Origin of the sequence: Neobacillus sp. SM06 (assembly GCF_050496765.1) — a bacterium.
Lineage (GTDB): Bacteria > Bacillota > Bacilli > Bacillales > Cytobacillaceae > JAEVLT01.
In genome coordinates this window covers 124,170-145,595 of sequence record NZ_JBNWEO010000013.1, presented here as the reverse complement: position 1 = coordinate 145,595, position 21,426 = coordinate 124,170, and the positions used below count along the sequence as shown (strand labels likewise).

Sequence of the window (21,426 nt, the reverse complement as noted above, 5' to 3'; positions counted from 1 at the left end):
GGGTTTACTGCCCGTTATGCGGAATAAAAGCTGGCTTGCGGCCGGTTTTTTTTATTTCAAAATTGGAAGGGTGTCGACGTCATTGATTATTAATATTTTAGCAGGGGGCCCGCAGGAGCTTTTGCCAAATCTAGCTGAATATAATCAAAACGGCTGTTTATGGATTGGCGTCGATCGCGGTGTGTTCACATTAATTCAGAGGGGTATCCAGCCGCATATCGCGTTTGGTGATTTTGATTCGGTTTCACAAGAAGAACTGCGTGAAATTGAAGCAAAGGTATCCAAGCTCTGCCGGTTTAAGCCGGAAAAGGATGAAACAGATATGGAACTTGCGCTTAACTGGGCGCTTGATCAAGAGGCCGATAGAATTCAACTATTTGGCGCAACGGGCGGGAGGCTTGACCATTTTTTTGCAAATGTTCAGTTATTAACAAAACCGGTTTTATCTGGAATATCGAAAGAAGTTTTCATGATTGATCGATCCAATATCGTATTTTTAAAAGGACCTGGAAAGCATTCGTTAAAGAAAAACAGCCGATATCATTATGTTTCATTTGTTCCTGTAGGGGGGGCGGTTGAAGGATTAACGCTTGATGGATTCAAGTATCCATTAAATGACTGTCATATTCCGCTCGGTTCCACACTATGTATTAGTAACGAACTTATTAGCAATTGTGGTACTTTTTCGTTTTCAGAAGGCATATTATTAGTGATAAGAAGCAGTGATTCTTAAGCTTTCTTTCATTTAGGCTATGCTTTATTTGCTGTTGATTTCCGCTCCAGGCACTCTTTTCCGCTCTCATGGTTATAATGAGCAAAATCAACCACATAGCCATATTTTTAGTACTTATTTCTATTCTTTGAATATGCTGTGTAGGGGAACAAAAAAGTTTTCGAGCTTCGTTTGAGATGGTGAGGAGGGACAGTATGAAATTTTATACGATTAAACTGCCGCGATTTCTTGGTGGACTTGTCCGGGCGATGATAGGAGCATTTAAGAAAAACGAATAGAGCGCTTGGGCATCTGTTTGCCAGAGAGACAGACAACCTTTCAAAAATGATCATTTCGCACCCTTTAAGGGTGTTTTTTTTTTTGGAACCCTTTTGTTACCGCTCAATCAAAAACATTGGCAGTCCCTATGAATTGTCCAACATCTTTCATTAAAAAAGACATCCTTTTGATAGGATGTCTTTTGATACGCTTAGACGCGTTCTACTTTACCGGATCTTAGCGCTCTTGCGGAAACCCAAACACGCTTAGGTTTTCCATCAACTAGAATACGTACTTTTTGAAGGTTCGCACCCCATGTACGCTTATTGGCATTCATAGCGTGAGAACGTGAGTTGCCGCTTGTTGTTTTTTTACCTGTAACGACACATTTGCGTGGCATATCTTTTCCCTCCTTACAAACCAAAAGCTGTCATGCTTTAACTGACATGGAATCATCTGTTTAAAAAGAAAAATGGCTTTAACCATATTTTCTGTCCTAAAGATACCTTAATAATTTATCACACTCCTAAATAGTTTGCAATAGTTGAACACAAAGCTTTCAAGAAAAAAGCCTTGACATTGCACGAAGTTTCCTGCTGAATAGAAGCAGGCAAGTAGAGACTTTTAAAATTGAAGTGACTATAGTAAAATGGCTGTAACCAAGAAGCATTTTCCAAAGGGGGAACGATTCATGTCCATTGAGTTGCAAACAAAGTTCGGACAAATTGATATTTCAAATGAAGTGATTGCCACCATCGCCGGTGGTGCGGCAGTTGATTGTTATGGAATCGTCGGTATGGCTTCTAAGAATCAAATTAAAGATGGGCTTACAGAAATTTTGCGGAAAGAAAATTTTACTCGGGGTGTTATTGTTCGCCAGCAAAACGAGGAAGTACATATTGATATGTATATCATTGTCAGCTATGGAACAAAAATTTCGGAAGTTGCCCACAACGTTCAATCAAAGGTGAAATACACCCTCGACAAAACTGTCGGACTTGCCGTTGACTCGGTGAATATATACGTTCAGGGAGTTCGCGTGATGAACTCGTAGTGAGGAGGAAATTTTTGTGCCAATTACCGCACTTGATGGAAAACGTTTTGCAGAAATGGTTATAAAAGGAGCGAACCATTTAGCTGCCAATGCGCAGATGGTTGATGCATTAAACGTCTTTCCTGTTCCGGATGGAGACACTGGAACAAACATGAAATTATCGATTACTTCCGGTGCTAAGGAAGTGCAACAGAATGTACAGGAGCATATCGGTAAAGTGGGCGCCGCGCTTTCGAAAGGATTGCTGATGGGGGCTCGCGGAAATTCAGGCGTTATTCTATCCCAGCTTTTCCGTGGGTTTACAAAGTCAATTGAGAATAAACCGGTCATTTCCGCAAGCGAATTTGCACTTGCGTTTGAAGCGGGTGTGGAAACCGCTTATAAAGCGGTGATGAAGCCTGTAGAGGGTACCATTTTAACAGTAGCAAAAGATGCAGCGAAAAAAGGGATCCAGGCTTGTGAAAAAACAGATGATATTATCATCGTGATGGAAGAGGTTTTAAAAGAAGCAAAGGCTGCATTAAAGCGCACGCCTGAACTTTTGCCCGTTTTAAGGGAAGTGGGTGTCGTCGATAGCGGAGGCCAAGGTCTGGTTTTCGTTTATGAAGGGTTCCTGGCAGAATTAACAGGCGAGAAGCTCCCGGATTCCCCGGATACGATGCCGAAAATGGAGGAACTGATCAGCGCTGAACATCATAAAAACGTGCAAAGCCATATCCATACAGAAGATATTGTCTTTGGCTACTGTACTGAATTTATGGTCAAATTTGAAAAAGACAAAGCAGCCAAAAACCCTTTTAAAGAAGACACCTTCCGACAAGATCTGAGTAATCTGGGCGATTCTTTGCTGGTTGTTGCCGACGAAGAGCTTGTTAAAGTCCATGTTCACACAGAGGAGCCGGGAACAGCGTTAAGCTATGGGCAGCGCTATGGAAGCTTGATTCATATTAAAATTGAAAACATGCGCCAGCAGCATTCCAATATTGTCGGAGAGACGCAAACGCCGCTTGTAACGGAAACAAAAGCAATACTGAAAGAAAAACAGGAATACGGCATTGTTACAGTGTCAATGGGGTCGGGACTTGCCGAATTGTTTACAAGCATTGGTGCCCATAAGGTAATTGAAGGCGGTCAGACGATGAATCCGAGCACAGAAGAAATCGTGCAAGCCATCAAAGAAGTGAATGCGAAAAAAATCTTTATTTTACCGAACAATAAAAACATCATTATGGCTGCGGAACAGGCCGCTGAAGTTTCCGAAGAAGAAGTGTATATAATTCCGTCAAAGACGGTACCCCAAGGTCTTTCCGCTTTGCTCGCTTTTAACCCGGGTTCTTCAGCTGAGGCCAACCAATCTGCAATGATCACAGCCTTGAAGAATGTTAAATCCGGTCAAATCACTTTTGCGGTTCGTGATACAACAATAGATGGACTTGAAATTGAAAAAGGTGATTTTATGGGCATTGCAGAGGGCAAGATTGTTGTTAAAGGAAAAGAAAAAATCCAAACCGCCCAGGAATTGCTTTCTAAGATGATCGATGACGATTCAGAAATTGTAACCATCATCCAAGGTGAAGACGTTTCGGAAGAAGAAGTTCAGGAAATGGAACAGTTTGTTGCGGAGAACTTTGAAAACGTCGAAGTGGAATCTCACAATGGCAGGCAGCCGCTTTACTCATTTATCTTTTCAATCGAATAAGGAACAGCTAAAATAGAAGGGGGTAATCCCTTCTATTTTTATGCCTAAAATTTTTGGAAAAATTGTGTCAATCATATGTTTTGATAAATTAAACGTTTCATTGGGGGAAAAGATCGGTGAAATTTAAAAGCGTATTTGATATTATCGGACCGATTATGATTGGCCCTTCAAGCTCGCATACGGCTGGTGCAGCAAGAATCGGCCGAGTCGCAAGAAGCTTGTTTGGCCGGGAGCCAAAGTGGGCCAATATCTCTTTCTACGGCTCATTTGCCAAGACCTATAGGGGACATGGTACAGATGTGGCCATCATTGGCGGAATTTTAGATTTTGATACATTCGACGAGCGGATTATTGAATCAATTGCCATTGCCAAAGAGCGAGGAATCAAGCTGCAATTTATTGAAGAAGATGCTGTACCTGTGCACCCGAATACGGCAAGAGTGATGATCGGGGATGAAAATGGTGAACTCGAGCTTGTTGGGATCTCCATTGGCGGCGGTAAGGTTGAGATTATCGAATTAAATGGATTTGAATTAAAACTTTCCGGAAACCACCCGGCGATTTTGGTTGTTCATAATGATCGTTTTGGAGCAATTGCGGGAGTTTCCAATGTTTTGGCTAAATATGAAATCAACATTGGACATATGGAAGTTTCTCGTAAAGAAAAAGGCAAACTTGCCTTAATGACGATCGAAGTCGATCAAAATATTGACGGTCAAGTGTTGTTGGATATCGAGCAGCTTCCCCATGTGCTGAAGGTTACGAAAATCGTGGATTAATCGGCTCTCAAGCTCTTTATATCGTTTTTTTTACTTTGACCAACGTACCACAAGGGGGGAAAAAAGTGTTCCGTAATGTTGCAGAATTAGTCGAACAGGCGACGCTTCAAAATAAAAAAATTTCCGAGATTATGATTGAGCAGGAACTAGATGTTACCGGAAGATCCAGAGAAGAGATCCTGGCACTGATGGATCGTAATTTGAAAGTAATGGAAGAAGCAGTTGAACGCGGGATTAAAGGGGTGAGATCGCATTCCGGGTTAACAGGCGGGGATGCGGTTCTGTTGCAGCAATATATTGAAAAAGGCGACTTCTTATCCGGTGAAACCGTGCTTGATGCCGTTAGCAAGGCGGTTGCCACAAATGAGGTAAATGCGGCAATGGGGACAATTTGTGCAACGCCGACCGCCGGATCGGCAGGGGTTGTTCCGGGAACCTTGTTTGCTGTTCAGAAAAAGCTGCGGCCGACAAGGGAAGAAATGATTCGTTTTTTGTTTACAGCTGGTGCCTTTGGCTATGTGGTTGCAAACAATGCATCGATTTCCGGTGCAGCAGGCGGCTGTCAGGCAGAAGTTGGTTCAGCGGCCGGTATGGCAGCGGCTGCAATCGTTGAAATGGCCGGCGGCACGCCATCTCAATGTGCAGAGGCGATGGCAATTACCTTAAAGAATATGCTCGGCCTTGTATGCGATCCAGTTGCAGGACTTGTTGAGGTGCCTTGTGTAAAACGGAACGCGATGGGCGCTGCAAATGCGATGGTTGCAGCTGATATGGCCCTCGCCGGGATTAAAAGCAGAATCCCGTGCGACGAGGTGATTGAGGCCATGTACAAAATTGGCCAAACGATGCCGACAGCATTAAAAGAAACAGCGCAAGGAGGGTTGGCGGCAACTCCAACAGGTCGGGCATTAGAAGCGAAGATCTTTGGAATTCCGCTTCAGAAAAAGTGAATGAAAACCTTATGCAATCGGTGACTGTTATAAAGGGTATTGGCCAAGAAACAGCGGAGACGCTAGCCGAGATGAAAATTTCAACGGTACTCGATTTGCTTGAGTATTTCCCTTATCGTTTTGAAGATTATCGCTTAAAAGATTTGGCAGAAGTAGCCCACGAAGAAAAAGTAACGGTTGAAGGGAAGGTTCACAGTGAACCTTCTCTTGTCTATTACGGCAAAAAGAAATCGCGGCTGACGCTTCGCCTCCTTGTTGGGAAATACTTAATTCAAGTCGTGTTTTTTAACCAGCCGTATTTAAAATCAAAGCTTGAGATCAATCAGACGATTACCGTTACCGGCAAATGGGATCAGCACCGGCAGATGATTACCGGAAATGAACTGCAAATAGGAGAAAATCAAAAAAAGAACGATTTTGAGCCGGTTTATCTGCTAAAAGGGAAGCTCTCAATGAAGGGGATCCGCAAATTTATTCAGCTCGCTTTTCATCAGTTCGGTCATTTGATTGAAGAAACATTGCCGGAACCGCTTTTAAAAAAGTACCGCCTTTATCATCGCCGGGATGCTTTAAGAGCGATGCACTTTCCGCGCAATCAGGAAGATGTAAAGCAGGCGCGGAGAAGGTTTGTCTATGAGGAATTCCTCCTCTTCCAACTAAAAATGCAAGCATTAAGGAAGTTTGAGCGGGAACATTCCCCAGGGTTGACGCAAAAATACAATCTTATCCAAGTCAAAGCATTTATTCAATCCTTGCCATTCCCGCTTACAAATGCCCAAAAAAGGGTCGTTAATGAAATTCTGGCTGATTTAAAATCACCTTTTCGGATGAATCGCCTGCTGCAGGGGGATGTCGGATCCGGGAAAACAGTTGTTGCGGCAATTGGTCTTTATGCGAGTATCAGCGCGGGATTTCAAGGTGCATTAATGGTGCCAACTGAAATTTTGGCTGAGCAGCATGCTGCATCATTAAAAGCGTTGCTTGAGCCTTTTGATGTAACGTGCGAGCTGTTGACTAGTTCTGTTAAAGGAAAAAAACGCCGGGAGATTCTTCAACAGCTTGAACAAGGGGAGATTGATCTCCTGATTGGCACCCATGCGCTTATTCAAGATGAGGTTGTTTTTTCAAAGCTTGGTTTTGTCATCACAGATGAACAACACCGCTTTGGTGTGGAACAACGCCGAATATTAAGGGAAAAAGGAGAAAGTCCCGATGTCCTGTTCATGACCGCAACCCCGATCCCTCGAACGCTCGCGATTACGGTTTTTGGCGAAATGGATGTCTCGATTATTGACGAAATGCCGGCAGGAAGAAAAACAATTGAAACGTATTGGGCAAAACAAGAGATGCTCGACCGCGTTCTTGCTTTTATGGAAAAGGAATTAAGGAAAGGACGTCAAGGGTATGTGATCTGCCCGCTCATTGAGGAATCGGAGAAATTGGATGTGCAAAACGTGATCGATGTCTACAGCATGCTGACAACTTATTTTCAAAACCGGTTTAAAGTAGGGTTGATGCATGGCCGCCTAAGTGCGGAAGAGAAGGAAGCGGTTATGCGCGAATTTAGCAACAATGCCGTTCAGGTGCTCGTTTCAACAACGGTTGTCGAAGTGGGTGTGAATGTTCCAAATGCCACCATCATGGTTATTTACGATGCAGAGCGCTTTGGACTTTCCCAGCTTCACCAGCTTCGCGGCCGTGTCGGCCGTGGGAGTGAGCAATCGTTTTGTATTTTGCTTGCCAATCCGAAATCCGAAAACGGTAAAGAGCGGATGCAGATTATGACAGAAACGAACGATGGTTTTGTGTTAAGTGAAAAGGACTTGGAGCTTAGAGGACCGGGAGACTTTTTTGGAAAAAAACAAAGCGGGGTTCCGGAGTTTAAGGTAGCAGACATGGTCCATGATTACCGTGCACTTGAAACAGCCAGAAGCGATGCGGTATGGTTGATTCAATCAAAGGAATTTTGGCATGCCGCAGAATTTCAACCCCTGCGCATCCGACTCGAAGCGTCCGGAGTCTTAGAAGGAGAAAAACTTGATTAACAAATTGTTCCTTTGTTTTTAAAGTAATGGTTGCAATCTGGGGAGGTAGATTTTATACTACTATTAGTACCTAGTCATAAGATCTCGGATGGTGTTTTAATTGAGAATCGCAAAGAAGGAACGTCAGAAGCTATTAACATCTACTATAAAAGAAAATCCATTTATCACTGATGAAGAGCTGGCGGAAAAATTTGCGGTTAGTGTGCAAACAATCCGTCTTGACCGCCTGGAATTGTCGATTCCGGAATTGCGAGAGAGGATCAAAAATGTTGCGGAAAAGCGATTTGAAGATGAAGTCCGCTCGCTCCCGCTTGAAGAAGTCATCGGTGAAATTATTGATATGAATTTAGACAAAAGTGCAATTTCGATTTTTGACGTAAAAGAGGAGCATGTTTTTAAGCGAAATAAGATTGCCCGCGGGCATCATCTTTTTGCCCAAGCCAACTCCTTAGCTGTCGCTGTCATCAATGACGAATTAGCACTGACAGCCAAAGCGAACATTCAATTTATCCGATCTGTCAAACAAGATGAGCGCGTCATCGCAAAAGCAAAAGTAAGAAAAATCAATGCAGATCATGGCAGAACATTCGTTGATGTCCAAAGTTTCGTCAATAATGAACTTGTTTTTCAGGGAGAATTTGAAATGTATCGCTCGTAAACGAACATGACGGCTAGCATAAAGGCGGAAACCACTTTGTTAAGGGATGAACAATATGAAAATAGCAATTGATGCAATGGGCGGCGACCACGCCCCGAAAGAAATCGTGCTTGGCGCAATGAAAGCTGTGGAAACCTTCGCAGATTTACAGGTTGTCCTTGTCGGTGATGAAGCGAAAATTTATGAGCGTTTGCAAAAACATAACCGGATTACCGTCATCCATACCGATGAAGTCATTTTGGGTACGGATGAGCCGGTGCGGGCCGTGCGGCGGAAAAAGAATGCTTCAATGGTGCTCGCTGCCCGTCAGGTTGCAGACGGTTTGGCAGATGCCTGCATTTCTGCGGGGAACACAGGGGCGTTGATGGCGGCCGGACTTTTTGTTGTCGGACGGATTGAAGGAATTGAACGGCCGGCACTGGCGCCAACACTGCCAACAGTCGGCGGCGAAGGTTTTTTGCTGCTTGATGTCGGCGCAAATGCCGATGCCAAGCCAGAGCACTTGCTGCAATACGCAATTATGGGCTCGATCTACTGCAGCAAGGTAAGAGGAATTGAAAACCCGCGCATCGGACTTTTAAATATAGGGACAGAAGAGAAAAAAGGTAATGAATTAACAAAAGAAGCATTTAAGCTATTGAAAGAAGCCCCGATCCATTTCATTGGGAATGTCGAAGCGCGAGATCTGCTTGAGGGAGCAGCCGATGTGGTGGTAACGGACGGTTTCACAGGCAATATGGTGTTAAAAACAATTGAAGGAACTGCTTTATCGACGTTTAAAATGCTGAAATCGGCTTTAACCGGCAGTGTCAAAAGCAAATTGGCGGCAGCCGTACTAAAACCCGATCTCATTCGATTAAAATCCAAAATGGATTACTCGGAGTATGGCGGTGCAGGTTTGTTTGGACTGAAGGCGCCGGTTATTAAAGCGCACGGATCATCAAATGCCCAGGCGATATTCAGCGCCATTCGGCAAACAAGGGAAATGGTTGAAAAAGAAGTCATTAGCCAAATGAAGCTAACGATTGAAAAAGCAGGCAAACCAAGGGAATAATATACGTAAAAGAGGTGTTGAAATGGGAAAAATTGCTTTTGTCTTTCCGGGTCAAGGCTCCCAAACGGTAGGAATGGGGAAAAGTCTTGCTGAACATCATTCAGATGTACAAGCCTACTTTCACAAAGCGGACGAAACGTTAAAGACTCCGCTAAGCAAGCTAATCTTTGAAGGTCCACAGGAAGAACTAACATTGACGGAAAATGCACAGCCGGCATTGCTGACAACAAGCATTGCAGTGCTGGAATTTTTCCGGACGACAGGCATTCAGCCTGATTATGTTGCCGGACACAGTCTTGGGGAATATACAGCACTTGTTGCTGCTGGGGCACTTACTTTTGAGGAAGGGGTATACCTCGTTCGCCGTCGCGGTGAATTTATGGAAAAGGCTGTTCCGAATGGTGAAGGAACGATGGCAGCGGTACTCGGACTTGAGCGAGAACCATTAACGGAAGTTACTAGTGAAGTAACACAAAGTGGGTATCCAGTGCAGCTCGCCAATCTCAATTGCCCTGGTCAGATCGTTATTTCCGGATCGGCGAAGGGTGTTGAATTAGCAGGGGGAAAGGCAAAAGAAAGAGGGGCGAAACGGGTTATTCCTTTAGTTGTCAGCGGTCCGTTCCATTCTTCATTAATGAAACCGGCTGCCGCCCAATTGCAAGCAGAATTGGCTCAAATTGAAATGAAAAATGCAGCGATTCCAGTGGTTGCTAATGTTTCGGCGGAGCCGATGAGCGATGCGTCAGAAATCAAAGAAAAACTGATTGAACAGCTTTACTCACCTGTTTTATGGGAAGATTCAGTACGGAAGATGCTGGAATTGGGTGTCGATACGTTTATTGAAATTGGTCCGGGCAAAGTCCTTTCCGGATTAATAAAAAAAATCGATCGGAATGCGAAAACGTATTCTGTTTCAGATGAGGAAACCGCACACGCTGTCATCGAATCGTTGAAGGAGGAGAATCGATGAATTTAGAGGGAAAATCGGCACTTGTTACGGGTGCGTCAAGAGGAATCGGCCGGGAAATTGCCCTTGAGCTTGCCAGACAAGGGTCAGATGTGGCGGTCAACTTTGCCGGAAGTGAAGCAAAGGCAAATGAGGTTGTCGATGAAATCAAAGCAATGGGCAGACGCGCATTTGCGGTAAAATGCGATGTTTCGAATTCTGAAGAAGTTGCCTCCATGGTGAAAGAAACGATTGATCAGTTTGGAAAATTAGATATTCTGATCAACAATGCAGGGATTACAAAAGATAATCTTATCATGCGAATGAAAGAGGACGAGTGGGATGATGTTCTGAACATCAACCTGAAAGGGGTTTTCCTTTGCACAAAAGCAGTAACTAGACAGATGATGAAACAGCGCTCCGGCCGGATTATTAATGTGGCCTCAATCGTTGGGGTCAGCGGGAATCCAGGGCAGGCGAATTATGTTGCTGCTAAAGCGGGCGTGATCGGACTGACGAAAACAACAGCGAAAGAATTGGCCGCGAGAAATATAACGGTTAATGCCATTGCTCCCGGTTTTATTACAACCGATATGACCGATAAATTATCGGAAGAAGTAAAATCAGAAATGTTAAAGCAAATTCCTTTGGCCCGTTTTGGAGAACCTAAAGATATTGCCAAAGTTGCCGCATTTCTCGCCTCTCATGACAGCGCCTATATGACTGGCCAGACGCTTCATATTGACGGCGGCATGGTGATGTAAATTTAAATCCCGCCAAGAGATTTTTTTTGCAATACATTTATTATTTTCCTGAAATACTCTATAATAGCTTGAGGGGAGGTGAACAAGCATGGCAGATGTATTAGAACGTGTAACAAAGATTATCGTTGACCGTTTAGGTGTTGATGAATCGCAAGTAACACCTGAAGCTTCGTTTAAAGATGATCTTGGCGCCGATTCCCTTGATGTTGTTGAACTAGTAATGGAATTGGAAGATGAGTTCGATATGGAAATTTCTGACGATGATGCTGAAAAAATCACAACTGTTGGTGATGCTGTTAATTACATAAATAGCAAAAAGTAATCGCCTGAATTTCTTTGCAAAGCTCCGTTTTCAAACGGAGCTTTCTTCTGTATTATAAACAATGACGGATTTTAAATCGCTTTTAAGAAAAACTGCAAGGTGGAGACGATATGCGTAAAAAAGGAAGGGAACATGGCATGCACACGCATCATGCAAAGGAAATTTTATTTAAGAATTTCCAGCAATCCATTGGGATTTCGTTTGCCGATGAGAAGCTGCTAATACAAGCATTTACTCATTCATCCTATGTGAATGAGCATCGCAGAAAGCCATATGAAGATAATGAAAGGCTTGAATTTTTAGGGGATGCCGTCTTGGAACTAACCGTTTCCCAATTCCTTTTCAAAAAATATCCGATGATGAGTGAGGGAGAATTGACGAAGCTACGGGCTGCTGTCGTTTGTGAACCATCCCTTGTTTCATTTGCCCATGAACTTGGGTTTAGCCAATATATTTTGCTCGGCAAGGGTGAAGAGCTAACCGGTGGCAGAGAACGGCCGGCATTGCTAGCAGATGTGTTCGAGGCGTTTATTGGCGCGCTTTATTTGGATAAAGGAATTGAAAAGGTAACAGAATTTCTGGAAAAGGTCGTGTTTCCTAAAATTAATGCGGGTGCTTTTTCTCATGTGATGGATTTTAAAAGCCAGTTGCAAGAGCTTGTACAGCGAGACGGAATGGGTTCGCTGGAATACCGGGTTCTTCAAGAAAAAGGGCCGGCGCATAACCGCGAATTTGTTTCCCGTGTTTCTCTAAATGGAGAAGAACTTGGGGTCGGTACAGGCAAATCGAAAAAAGAGGCGGAACAGCACGCCGCCCAAAAAGCAATGGAGAAATTAAAAGAAAAGCCTGGCATATAATTAGCCGTTTCTTCCGTTGCAATGGCGGACGTAAAAGGTTTTGGAAAGATATCAACAAGGCCCGGTACGGGAGGCGATACCATGTTTTTAAAACGATTGGATGTTATTGGTTTTAAATCATTCGCTGAGCGGATCAGCGTCGATTTTGTCAAAGGGGTAACTGCCGTTGTCGGTCCGAACGGAAGCGGGAAAAGCAATATAACCGATGCGATTCGCTGGGTATTGGGCGAGCAGTCTGCAAAATCGCTAAGAGGCACAAAGATGGAAGACATTATTTTTGCCGGCAGCGATTCGCGCAAACCACTGAATTTTGCCGAAGTAACGCTGACATTGGACAATGAGGATCAAGGCCTTGCGATCGAATACAACGAAGTCAGTGTCACCCGAAGAGTGTTCCGTTCCGGTGAAAGTGAGTTTTTGATCAATAAACAACCATGCAGATTGAAAGATATTATTGAATTATTTATGGATTCTGGACTTGGCAGAGAAGCCTTTTCTATTATCAGCCAGGGGAAAGTCGAAGAAATTTTGAACAGCAAGGCAGAAGAACGCCGCACCATTTTTGAAGAAGCAGCCGGCGTCCTTAAGTACAAAAACCGCAAGAAAAAAGCAGAAGGAAAACTATCCGAAACCCAGGAGAACTTAAACAGGGTCAACGACATTCTGCACGAACTTGAAGGCCAAGTAGAGCCGTTGAAAATTCAGGCCTCAATTGCAAAAGATTATTTACAGAAGAAGGATGAGCTCGAGAAAATTGAAGTGGCACTGACAGTATATGAAATTGAAGACCTGCATCGTAAATGGGAACATCTGTCACAACAGCTTGAAGGCCATAAGCAGGAAGAAATCAAACTTTCTGCCGAACTGCAAAAACGGGAAGCACATATTGAAGAAACAAGGGACCATATAACGGCTCTTGACGAATCGATTCAAGATTTGCAAAATGTTCTTCTTCATGCGAGCGAAGAGCTCGAAAAATTGGAGGGCCGCAAAGAAGTACTCAAAGAACGGAAAAAGAACGCATCACAAAACAAAGCCCAGTTGGAGCAGGCGATCGCCGAATTAACTGAAAAAGTTGACTTTCTGACGGCAAAACGCATGGAACAGGCAGCTGACGTTGACCGGCTTCAGCAAGAAGCTGGCACGCTTCAAAAGGAATTAAAAGAAAAGCAAGAAAAACTTGCATTGTTCGCTGAAAACATTGACGATCAAATTGAGTTGTTAAAAAGTGAATATATTGAGAAATTAAATGAACAGGCGAGTGCCAACAACGAGTGGAAAAACATCGAACAACAGCTAGAATTGCAAGAACGCAAAAACGTGAAGCTTTCCGATGAGAATGGGAAATACCTCTCAAGCCGCGAACAAGTGACAGCAAAAAAAATGTCTATTCAGGCTGCCCTAACCGAAACACAGCAGCGAATAAACGAACAGGCACAAGTGTTTCGAAACCACCAGCACAAGCTGGAAACGGTAAAAACTAATTACGAGAAGCAAGAGACAACCTTGTATCAAGCCTATCAATTTCTTCAACAGGCCAAATCGCGCAAGGAAATGCTTGAGGAAATGGAAGAAGACTACTCTGGGTTTTTTCAAGGTGTCAAGGAAGTATTAAAAGCTCGTGGAAAGCAGCTGGCAGGGATTGAAGGGGCAGTCGCCGAACTGATCCAAGTGCCCAAAAAATTTGAAACAGCAATTGAAACAGCCTTGGGCGGTGCTTTGCAGCATATTGTTGTTGATTCGGAACAAAACGCGAGGAAGGCAATTCATTATTTAAAGCAACATTCTTTCGGTCGGGCGACTTTTTTACCAATGAATGTAATTAAAGGAAGAATAATGACACCGGCCCAGCTTGAATTGATTCAATCCCATCCAGCTTTTGTCGGAACAGGGGCAAACCTGATCAACTTTGCCGGCCAATATGCTGAAATCGTCAACAATTTGCTCGGCACTGTCGTGATTACAAAAGATTTAAAGGGAGCGAATGAACTAGCTAAGCTGCTGCAATACCGCGTGCGCCTCGTTACCCTTGACGGCGATGTAGTGAATCCTGGCGGTTCAATGACAGGTGGTGCTGTAAAGCAAAAAGCCTCATCACTTCTTTCAAGAAAAGGCGAGCTCGATGAACTAAAGGGCAAGCTAAAGGAAATGGAAGAGAAAACTGTTCAATTAGAAGAGTCAGTAAAATCATTGAAAGAACAAACCCGACAGCTGGAACAGCAGACGGAAACAGTAAGGAGGAGCGGTGAACAGCTTCGCCTGCAAGAACAAGCACTTAAAGGCGATCTTCGCGAAGTAGAAGTTGAAGAGAAAAATCTAAACGAACGCTTAATGATGTATGACCTCGAAAAACAGCAATTTTCCGAGGAAAAGCAAGAGTTGATGAAGCGCCGGCATCAGCTGGAAACCGCTCTGGAAACATACAAGGACGAGATTGCAAAGCTTGATGAACTGATTCGTAAGCTTTCGGAGCAGCGTACAAGCAATTTGACCTCCAAAGAAGTCTTGCTTGACGAGATCAACGAGCTGAAAATCGCTTTTGCAGCCAAAAAGGAACAATATACGCATGCAAGCGAGCGTTTGGAAATGATTCAAGCTGATCTTGGTGAAAGCGAACAAAAGCGGAAACAATACCAAGAAGATCTCGATTTATTGACATCCGAAATGGAAGGCAGCTCTTCCGGAGAAGAACAGTTGGAAGCTGCGGCGAAAAGAAAGCAGCGCGATAAAGAAGAAACAATCAAGCTGATTGCCGCAAGAAGGAAGGAAAGGCTGGAGTTGCAAACACTCCTCGAGGATGCCGAGCTTGAGGCAAAAGAGTTTAAACGGCAGCATAAGTATATGACGGAAGTTCTTCAAGACGAAGAAGTGAAACTGAACCGTCTTGATGTTGAACTGGAAAACCGTCTCGGCCATTTGCGCGAGGAATATTTACTGTCATTTGAAGGGGCGAAGGAACAATTTCCATTACAGCTCCCTGTTGAGGAAGCGCGCAAAAAGGTAAAATTAATTAAGCTCTCAATTGATGAGCTAGGCAATGTCAACCTTGGGGCGATTGAAGAATACGAACGCATTTCCGAACGATACGCATTTCTTCTAGAGCAAAAAAACGATCTTCAGGAAGCAAAAGATACCCTTTATGATGTGATTGGAGAAATGGATACTGAGATGAAAAAGCGGTTCGAACACACCTTTCGCGGGATTCGCTCCCATTTTGAGCCAGTATTCCGCGCCCTTTTCGGCGGCGGGCGCGCCGATTTGCAGTTGACAGACCCAGATGATCTGCTAAACACTGGTGTGGAAATTGTTGCTCAGCCGCCGGGAAAAAAGCTGCAAAATCTTGGGCTGCTTTCAGGTGGGGAACGGGCTTTAACGGCTATTGCTTTGCTTTTTTCCATTCTAAAAGTCCGCCCTGTGCCTTTCTGTATTTTAGATGAAGTGGAAGCCGCTCTCGATGAAGCCAATGTGTACCGCTTCAGCCAATATTTAAAACGGTACAGCTCAGAAACACAATTTATCGTTATTACACACCGAAAGGGAACAATGGAAGAAGCTGATGTTCTGTATGGGGTGACAATGCAGGAATCAGGTGTTTCGAAATTGGTATCTGTTCGGCTTGAAGATACAAAAGAACTGATTGAATCTTAAGAAAGGATGGTGTGCCAATGAGTTTTTTTAAAAAATTAAAAGATAAAATCACAAAGCAGACCGATGCCGTCACGGAAAAATTTAAAACGGGTTTAACGAAAACGCGGGATAATTTTTCAGGAAAGGTCAATGCCCTTGTTGCCCGTTATCGTAAAGTAGATGAGGAGTTTTTTGAAGAGCTGGAGGAAATTTTAATCCAGGCGGACGTTGGCTTTGACACAGTGATGAAATTGATCGATGAACTAAAGCGGGAAGTCAAGCTCCGCAATATTCAGGATCCGAAAGAAGTTCAAAGCGTCATTTCCGAAAAACTTGTGGATATTTACAACAGCGGCGGAGAGGATTCTCCTGAATTGAATCTTCAAGAAGAAGGCTTAACGGTCATTTTATTTGTCGGCGTCAATGGGGTCGGAAAAACGACAACGATTGGAAAGCTCGCTCATAAGTTGAAAACGGAAGGCAAATCGGTGCTGCTCGCTGCAGGTGATACGTTCCGCGCTGGTGCAATCGAACAGCTGGAAGTATGGGGAGAGCGGGTCGGTGTCGATGTAATTAAGCAGGCCGAAGGATCAGATCCGGCCGCAGTTATGTACGATGCAATCCAGGCAGCTAAATCACGGCAAGTGGACATTTTGATTTGCGATACGGCAGGAAGACTGCAAAACAAAGTAAACTTAATGAAAGAGCTGGAAAAAGTGAAACGGGTGATCGAGCGAGAAGTGCCGGGAGCCCCGCATGAAGTCATGCTCGTCCTTGATGCGACAACAGGCCAGAACGCCTTGATTCAGGCAAAAACATTTAAAGAAGCAACAAATGTCAGCGGAATTGTTTTATCAAAGCTGGATGGCACCGCAAAAGGCGGCATCGTGCTTGCGATCCGCAATGAATTGAAAATTCCTGTTAAATTTGTCGGACTTGGAGAAAAAATGGATGACCTTCAAGCATTTGATGCTGAAAAGTATGTATATGGGCTGTTCGCCGATCAAGTAGAAGAAGCAACGGAGTAAGACGTTGCAATGCTTCTGTAAAGATATTATCTTGACAGATTGAAAATCCGTGTGTAAACTACATTTGTAAAGGCTTTTCACTTAACAAGGAGGGATGTGCATGCTTGAAAAAACAACGAGAATGAATTATTTGTATGATTTTTACTATTCGTTGTTAACCCCAAAGCAGCAAAGCTATATGTCTCTCTATTATTTAGATGATTATTCTCTCGGTGAAATTGCGGAAGAGTACGACATCAGCCGGCAGGCGGTGTATGATAATATTAAGCGCACAGAAGCAATGCTTGAGGAATATGAGGAAAAGCTGCTGTTATTTCAAAAATTTCAAGAGCGCAGCAAGCTGTTGGCAAAAGCCAAGGAGTTGCTGTATGAGGAATCCCCTGCTAAGCAGGCTTTATTGGACGTTATTGCCGAGCTTGAGAAATTAGATTAGGAGGCGGCATGCATGGCATTTGAAGGTTTAGCCGACCGACTGCAAAGCACCATACAAAAAATCCGTGGCAAAGGAAAAGTGAACGAATCAGACGTTAAAGAAATGATGAGGGAAGTTCGGCTTGCCCTTTTAGAAGCCGATGTAAACTTCAAAGTCGTCAAAGACTTTGTGAAAAAAGTAAGCGAGCGGGCTGTCGGCCAAGAAGTAGTAAAAAGCTTAACCCCTGGCCAGCAGGTAATAAAAATTGTTAACGAAGAACTAACGGCGCTGATGGGCGGGGAACAAAGCAAAATTGCCGTATCAACAAGGCCGCCAACTGTCATCATGATGGTGGGTCTGCAAGGGGCAGGTAAAACGACCACTACTGGAAAACTCGCAAATCTGCTTCGTAAAAAATACAACCGCAGCCCATTGCTTGTCGCTGCCGATATATACCGCCCGGCTGCGATAAAACAGCTTCAGACACTTGGTAAGCAGCTCAGCATGCCAGTGTTTTCCTTAGGAGATCAAGTAAGCCCGGTTGAAATCGCCAAACAGGCGATTGCCAAGGCAAAGGAAGATCATAACGATTATGTATTAATCGATACCGCCGGCCGCCTTCACGTGGATGAAGCCTTAATGAACGAGCTTAAGGAAATAAAAGAGCTGACAAAGCCTGATGAGATTTTCCTTGTCGTTGATGCGATGACGGGGCAGGATGCTGTAAACGTTGCCCAAAGCTTTAATGAGCAGCTCGGTTTGACTGGGGTTGTTTTAACAAAGCTTGACGGAGACACCCGCGGCGGTGCAGCACTTTCAATTCGCGCCGTAACCGAAACGCCAATCAAGTTTGTCGGTCTTGGCGAAAAAATGGATGCACTTGAACCATTCCATCCCGAGCGAATGGCATCACGGATCCTCGGCATGGGTGACGTGCTTACTTTGATTGAAAAGGCACAGGCGAGTGTTGACGAGGAAAAAGCGAAAGAGCTTGAGCAAAAAATGCGGACAGCAACGTTTACGCTTGATGATTTCCTCGATCAGCTCGGACAAGTTCGCAACCTCGGTCCGCTCGATGAGCTGTTAAAAATGATGCCTGGTGCAAATAAAATTAAGGGCTTGAACAATGTTCAAATTGACGAGAAGCAAATTGCCCATGTTGAAGCCATCATTCGTTCAATGACAAAAGAAGAAAAGACCCACCCGGAAATCATCAATTCAGGTCGCAAACGGCGGATTGCCAAGGGGAGCGGAAGAACTGTCCCCGAAGTAAACCGGCTGTTAAAGCAATTTGACGACATGAAGAAGATGATGAAACAAATGGCGGGCTTTCAGCAAAAAGGCAAAGGAAAGAAAAAAGGCGGCTTTAAATTCCCGTTCAATCCTTTTTAGGCTTGTAAAGAAAAAAGACTTTACAAACGATTGAAAAATTGGTATTATACTAACTTGTGTGAAACTATTCGGAGGTGCTTTTTTAAAATGGCAGTAAAAATTCGTTTAAAACGTATGGGAGCTAAAAAATCTCCTTTTTATCGTATTGTAGTAGCAGATTCTCGTTCTCCGCGCGATGGACGTTTCATTGAAACAGTAGGAACGTACAATCCGGTTGCTAAGCCGGCTGCATTGGAAATAAACGAAGAGCTTGCACTAAAATGGCTGCAAAATGGTGCAAAACCATCTGACACGGTTCGCAACCTTTTCTCTAGCCAAGGCATCATGGAGAAATTCCATAATGCAAAATTAAGCAAGTAATGATACGAACATGAAAGAATTAATCGAAACGATTGTCAAGCCCCTCGTTGATTTCCCAGAGGACGTTCATGTAGAGGCCGTGGAAGATGACATTAGTGTAACCTATCAGCTTTCGGTCAACAAGATGGATATGGGCAAAGTCATTGGAAAGCAGGGGCGGGTTGCAAAAGCGATACGAACTGTTGTCTACGCAGCGGGATCATCACAACAAAAAAAGATTTATCTTGAAATCGGTGAATAGCTTTTTGCATCTAGATAAAGGGAGGGATCACACCCTCCCTTTTTGCTAACTTCTTTTTTAGCTTACCAAAATCTTCGAATCATTGAGGGGAGCGCTAGAAGGCAATGAAAATACTGCAAACGGTTGTGGTGAAACAAATTTTAACCGAAGCCAGCAAGCAGAAATTGCTCGAAAAATACTTTGCCAGAAGGCTGCAACTGCAAAAAGAAACCGAACAATTGCAGTTTGAACTGAAACGGTTGGAAAAAACAAAAAAATTCCAATCAAGCGCCTTAAAAATCCATTTTGAAAAAGAAATGAAAAAGCGCCAGGAAAAAGACAAGTTACTTGAGTTTCAAATTGAACAATTACATATGCTACCAATAGGCAGTGAATTGAAGGAGAAAGAAGTCAAAGCTCTTGTAGATGTGGAGATCGGCGACCGCTGGGATGAACGATTGGGTCAAGTTTCGATCATTATCAAAGATGGCATCGTTGAGGATATACGATAGAGGTGATAGAGAAGTGGAAAAATGGTTCAATGTCGGCAAAATTGTCAACACCCAAGGAATTAAAGGAGAAGTGCGCGTCATTTCGACAACCGATTTTCCAGAAGAACGCTACAAAAAAGGAAACCGGTTATCACTGTTTTTGCCAAACTCGCAGCAGCCGACTGAATTAACGGTTAAAAGCCACCGTAAACATAAAAATTTTGATTTGCTGCTATTTGAAGGATATGAAAATATTAATGAGGTTGAAAAATTTCGCAACGGCCTTCTCAAAGTACCTGAAACCCAGCTGAGTGATTTGCAGGAAGGTGAGTTTTATTTTCATGAAATTATCGGCTGCCTTGTTTGTACAAAAGATGGAGTAGAAATAGGGAAGGTAAGCGAGATTTTAACCCCTGGTGCAAACGATGTCTGGGTCGTAAAAGGAAAAAACGGTAAAGAGCATCTAATTCCTTATATTGAGGATGTCGTCAAAAAAGTTGACACAAAAGAGAAAATCATATTGATTCACCCAATCGAAGGGCTGCTGTCATGATGCAAATTGATGTGCTGACTCTCTTTCCGGGAATGTTCTCCGGTGTCTTTGGCGAATCGATTTTAAAGAAGGCCCAAGAAAAATCAGCGGTGAACTTGCAAGTGGTTAATTTTCGTGATTTTGCCGATAACAAGCACAAAACCGTCGATGATTATCCTTATGGCGGCGGAGCAGGTATGGTATTGAAGCCGCAGCCGATTTTTGATGCGGTTGCCGCCTTGAAAGAGAAAGCGAAGACAAGCCGGCCACGGGTACTATTGCTTTGTCCGCAAGGGGAACAGCACACGCAAAAAAAGGCAGAGGAGCTATCAAGGGAAGACCACTTGATTTTTATTTGCGGTCATTATGAAGGGTATGATGAAAGAATTCGCACCCATCTGGTCACAGATGAGATTTCAATTGGAGATTATGTGTTAACTGGCGGGGAATTGGCGGCGATGGTCGTGATTGACAGTGTTGTCCGGCTGTTGCCTGAGGTTTTAGGAAACGCTGAATCCCATCAGCAAGATTCGTATAGTACCGGACTGCTGGAACATCCCCATTATACAAGACCTGTCGATTTCCGCGGGTTGAAGGTGCCGGAAATATTAATCTCCGGAAATCATAAGCTAATTGAAGAGTGGAGAATGAAAGAGGCGCTCAAAAGGACGTTTGCACGCCGCCCTGATTTACTTGAAAAAATGGAGCTGACGAATCAACAATCAAAATGGCTGGAAGAAATCAAAAAAGAACTGGAGTAGTAGTTGCAGCCCAGCTTCCGGTATGTTATGATATTTCTTGTGGCTTAAACTTGAACTAGTTTTAAGTCTGATAACGATGTTCCGCTGCCCTTTTTAAAGAAAGCGAGGCAAGAGCATCTGTTGGAAGGAGTTGAAAACGATGCAAAAAATTATTGAAGAAATCACAAAAGAACAACTTCGTTCGGATCTTCCGGCGTTCCGTCCTGGTGACACTGTACGTGTTCACGTAAAAGTTATCGAGGGTACACGCGAGCGGATTCAGGTTTTCGAAGGTGTTGTGATTAAGCGTCGTGGTGGTGGAATCAGCGAAACTTTTACAGTACGTAAAGTTTCTTATGGTGTAGGCGTTGAGCGTACATTCCCTGTGCACACTCCAAAAATTGCGAAGCTAGAAGTGATCCGCCGCGGTAAAGTCCGCCGTGCGAAACTTTACTACTTGCGCAACTTGCGCGGTAAAAAAGCTCGTATTAAAGAAATTCGCTAA

Annotated in this window: 24 protein-coding genes; 23 read left to right on the top strand and 1 reads right to left on the bottom strand. The window is 43.8% G+C overall.

The annotated features are described in order from the left end of the window. The first annotated feature begins 82 nt into the window (after positions 1-82). Both ACQYAD_RS05800 and spoVM read left to right on the top strand, forming a co-directional pair. Positions 83-733 (top strand): thiamine diphosphokinase, encoded by a 651-nt coding sequence (locus ACQYAD_RS05800; RefSeq protein WP_430236296.1) that lies wholly within the window; start codon positions 83-85, stop codon positions 731-733. A 194-nt stretch (positions 734-927) separates the two neighbouring features. Continuing rightward, entirely contained in the window at positions 928-1,011 is an 84-nt protein-coding gene (gene spoVM / locus ACQYAD_RS05795) for a stage V sporulation protein SpoVM (RefSeq protein WP_007087787.1), read from the top strand. Positions 1,012-1,202: 191 nt separating this feature from the next. On the opposite strand, the gene rpmB is transcribed toward spoVM, so the two are convergent. Further along, on the bottom strand, positions 1,203-1,391 hold the full coding sequence (rpmB, locus tag ACQYAD_RS05790) for a 50S ribosomal protein L28 (protein WP_430236294.1): 189 nt from the start codon (positions 1,389-1,391) through the stop codon (positions 1,203-1,205). Between the two features lie 291 nt (positions 1,392-1,682). Between rpmB and ACQYAD_RS05785 the strand changes: the two genes are divergently transcribed. The 21 genes from ACQYAD_RS05785 to rplS all read left to right on the top strand — a co-directional run bounded on the left by ACQYAD_RS05785 (position 1,683) and on the right by rplS (position 21,426). Next, positions 1,683-2,045 carry an Asp23/Gls24 family envelope stress response protein gene (locus ACQYAD_RS05785; RefSeq protein ID WP_430236293.1) on the top strand — a complete coding sequence of 121 codons (363 nt, stop codon included), beginning with the start codon at positions 1,683-1,685 and terminating at the stop codon, positions 2,043-2,045. Positions 2,046-2,061: 16 nt separating this feature from the next. Further along, the gene (locus ACQYAD_RS05780) at positions 2,062-3,744 is read left to right on the top strand and encodes a DAK2 domain-containing protein (protein WP_430236291.1); all 1,683 of its coding nucleotides are present in this window, start codon (positions 2,062-2,064) and stop codon (positions 3,742-3,744) included. A gap of 116 nt (positions 3,745-3,860) precedes the next feature. Then, positions 3,861-4,523, top strand: coding sequence for an L-serine ammonia-lyase, iron-sulfur-dependent subunit beta (sdaAB, locus tag ACQYAD_RS05775; protein ID WP_430236289.1), 663 nt, complete (start codon positions 3,861-3,863; stop codon positions 4,521-4,523). A 65-nt stretch (positions 4,524-4,588) separates the two neighbouring features. Beyond that, positions 4,589-5,473 (top strand): L-serine ammonia-lyase, iron-sulfur-dependent, subunit alpha, encoded by an 885-nt coding sequence (sdaAA, locus tag ACQYAD_RS05770; RefSeq protein ID WP_430236287.1) that lies wholly within the window; start codon positions 4,589-4,591, stop codon positions 5,471-5,473. Continuing rightward, entirely contained in the window at positions 5,470-7,518 is a 2,049-nt protein-coding gene (recG, locus tag ACQYAD_RS05765; protein WP_430236285.1) for an ATP-dependent DNA helicase RecG, read from the top strand. Before sdaAA ends, recG begins: the two co-directional genes overlap by 4 nt. Before the next feature lie 100 nt (positions 7,519-7,618). Next, on the top strand, positions 7,619-8,176 hold the full coding sequence (gene fapR / locus ACQYAD_RS05760; protein WP_430236284.1) for a transcription factor FapR: 558 nt from the start codon (positions 7,619-7,621) through the stop codon (positions 8,174-8,176). A gap of 55 nt (positions 8,177-8,231) precedes the next feature. Then, positions 8,232-9,230 (top strand): phosphate acyltransferase PlsX, encoded by a 999-nt coding sequence (plsX, locus tag ACQYAD_RS05755; protein ID WP_430236282.1) that lies wholly within the window; start codon positions 8,232-8,234, stop codon positions 9,228-9,230. 22 nt (positions 9,231-9,252) lie between these two features. Further along, complete coding sequence (gene fabD / locus ACQYAD_RS05750; RefSeq protein WP_430236280.1) at positions 9,253-10,200, top strand: ACP S-malonyltransferase; 948 nt, start codon at positions 9,253-9,255, stop codon at positions 10,198-10,200. Further along, a complete protein-coding gene (gene fabG / locus ACQYAD_RS05745) occupies positions 10,197-10,940 on the top strand; it encodes a 3-oxoacyl-[acyl-carrier-protein] reductase (RefSeq protein ID WP_430236278.1) in 744 nt (247 codons plus the stop codon). Before fabD ends, fabG begins: the two co-directional genes overlap by 4 nt. A gap of 88 nt (positions 10,941-11,028) precedes the next feature. Next, on the top strand, positions 11,029-11,262 hold the full coding sequence (locus ACQYAD_RS05740; protein WP_430236276.1) for an acyl carrier protein: 234 nt from the start codon (positions 11,029-11,031) through the stop codon (positions 11,260-11,262). Between the two features lie 110 nt (positions 11,263-11,372). Next, positions 11,373-12,119, top strand: coding sequence for a ribonuclease III (rnc, locus tag ACQYAD_RS05735; protein WP_430236275.1), 747 nt, complete (start codon positions 11,373-11,375; stop codon positions 12,117-12,119). 81 nt (positions 12,120-12,200) lie between these two features. Then, on the top strand, positions 12,201-15,767 hold the full coding sequence (gene smc, locus ACQYAD_RS05730) for a chromosome segregation protein SMC (RefSeq protein WP_430236273.1): 3,567 nt from the start codon (positions 12,201-12,203) through the stop codon (positions 15,765-15,767). A 17-nt stretch (positions 15,768-15,784) separates the two neighbouring features. Continuing rightward, on the top strand, positions 15,785-16,774 hold the full coding sequence (gene ftsY, locus ACQYAD_RS05725) for a signal recognition particle-docking protein FtsY (protein WP_430236271.1): 990 nt from the start codon (positions 15,785-15,787) through the stop codon (positions 16,772-16,774). A 100-nt stretch (positions 16,775-16,874) separates the two neighbouring features. Beyond that, complete coding sequence (locus ACQYAD_RS05720; protein WP_430236269.1) at positions 16,875-17,207, top strand: putative DNA-binding protein; 333 nt, start codon at positions 16,875-16,877, stop codon at positions 17,205-17,207. A gap of 12 nt (positions 17,208-17,219) precedes the next feature. Next, entirely contained in the window at positions 17,220-18,578 is a 1,359-nt protein-coding gene (gene ffh, locus ACQYAD_RS05715; protein ID WP_430236267.1) for a signal recognition particle protein, read from the top strand. A gap of 87 nt (positions 18,579-18,665) precedes the next feature. Continuing rightward, positions 18,666-18,938, top strand: a complete 273-nt coding sequence (gene rpsP, locus ACQYAD_RS05710) for a 30S ribosomal protein S16 (RefSeq protein WP_430236266.1) — start codon at positions 18,666-18,668, stop codon at positions 18,936-18,938. A gap of 10 nt (positions 18,939-18,948) precedes the next feature. Then, complete coding sequence (locus ACQYAD_RS05705; RefSeq protein ID WP_430236264.1) at positions 18,949-19,179, top strand: KH domain-containing protein; 231 nt, start codon at positions 18,949-18,951, stop codon at positions 19,177-19,179. Between the two features lie 104 nt (positions 19,180-19,283). Further along, positions 19,284-19,670, top strand: a complete 387-nt coding sequence (locus ACQYAD_RS05700; RefSeq protein WP_430236263.1) for a YlqD family protein — start codon at positions 19,284-19,286, stop codon at positions 19,668-19,670. A gap of 13 nt (positions 19,671-19,683) precedes the next feature. Beyond that, the gene (gene rimM, locus ACQYAD_RS05695) at positions 19,684-20,202 is read left to right on the top strand and encodes a ribosome maturation factor RimM (protein WP_430236261.1); all 519 of its coding nucleotides are present in this window, start codon (positions 19,684-19,686) and stop codon (positions 20,200-20,202) included. After that, positions 20,202-20,942 (top strand): tRNA (guanosine(37)-N1)-methyltransferase TrmD, encoded by a 741-nt coding sequence (gene trmD, locus ACQYAD_RS05690; protein WP_430237204.1) that lies wholly within the window; start codon positions 20,202-20,204, stop codon positions 20,940-20,942. The genes rimM and trmD overlap by 1 nt, the downstream gene beginning before the upstream one ends. A 139-nt stretch (positions 20,943-21,081) precedes the next feature. Further along, positions 21,082-21,426, top strand: a complete 345-nt coding sequence (rplS, locus tag ACQYAD_RS05685) for a 50S ribosomal protein L19 (RefSeq protein ID WP_430236260.1) — start codon at positions 21,082-21,084, stop codon at positions 21,424-21,426.

Coding starts and splice junctions, on each gene's coding strand:
- spoVM (WP_007087787.1), top strand. CDS start 928: ATGAAATTTTATACGATTAAACTGCCGCGATTTCTTGGTGGACTTGTC.
- rpmB (WP_430236294.1), bottom strand. CDS start 1,391: ATGCCACGCAAATGTGTCGTTACAGGTAAAAAAACAACAAGCGGCAAC.
- ACQYAD_RS05785 (WP_430236293.1), top strand. CDS start 1,683: ATGTCCATTGAGTTGCAAACAAAGTTCGGACAAATTGATATTTCAAAT.
- plsX (WP_430236282.1), top strand. CDS start 8,232: ATGAAAATAGCAATTGATGCAATGGGCGGCGACCACGCCCCGAAAGAA.
- fabD (WP_430236280.1), top strand. CDS start 9,253: ATGGGAAAAATTGCTTTTGTCTTTCCGGGTCAAGGCTCCCAAACGGTA.
- fabG (WP_430236278.1), top strand. CDS start 10,197: ATGAATTTAGAGGGAAAATCGGCACTTGTTACGGGTGCGTCAAGAGGA.
- ACQYAD_RS05740 (WP_430236276.1), top strand. CDS start 11,029: ATGGCAGATGTATTAGAACGTGTAACAAAGATTATCGTTGACCGTTTA.
- rnc (WP_430236275.1), top strand. CDS start 11,373: ATGCGTAAAAAAGGAAGGGAACATGGCATGCACACGCATCATGCAAAG.
- smc (WP_430236273.1), top strand. CDS start 12,201: ATGTTTTTAAAACGATTGGATGTTATTGGTTTTAAATCATTCGCTGAG.
- ftsY (WP_430236271.1), top strand. CDS start 15,785: ATGAGTTTTTTTAAAAAATTAAAAGATAAAATCACAAAGCAGACCGAT.
- ACQYAD_RS05720 (WP_430236269.1), top strand. CDS start 16,875: ATGCTTGAAAAAACAACGAGAATGAATTATTTGTATGATTTTTACTAT.
- ffh (WP_430236267.1), top strand. CDS start 17,220: ATGGCATTTGAAGGTTTAGCCGACCGACTGCAAAGCACCATACAAAAA.
- rpsP (WP_430236266.1), top strand. CDS start 18,666: ATGGCAGTAAAAATTCGTTTAAAACGTATGGGAGCTAAAAAATCTCCT.
- ACQYAD_RS05705 (WP_430236264.1), top strand. CDS start 18,949: ATGAAAGAATTAATCGAAACGATTGTCAAGCCCCTCGTTGATTTCCCA.
- ACQYAD_RS05700 (WP_430236263.1), top strand. CDS start 19,284: ATGAAAATACTGCAAACGGTTGTGGTGAAACAAATTTTAACCGAAGCC.
- trmD (WP_430237204.1), top strand. CDS start 20,202: ATGCAAATTGATGTGCTGACTCTCTTTCCGGGAATGTTCTCCGGTGTC.
- rplS (WP_430236260.1), top strand. CDS start 21,082: ATGCAAAAAATTATTGAAGAAATCACAAAAGAACAACTTCGTTCGGAT.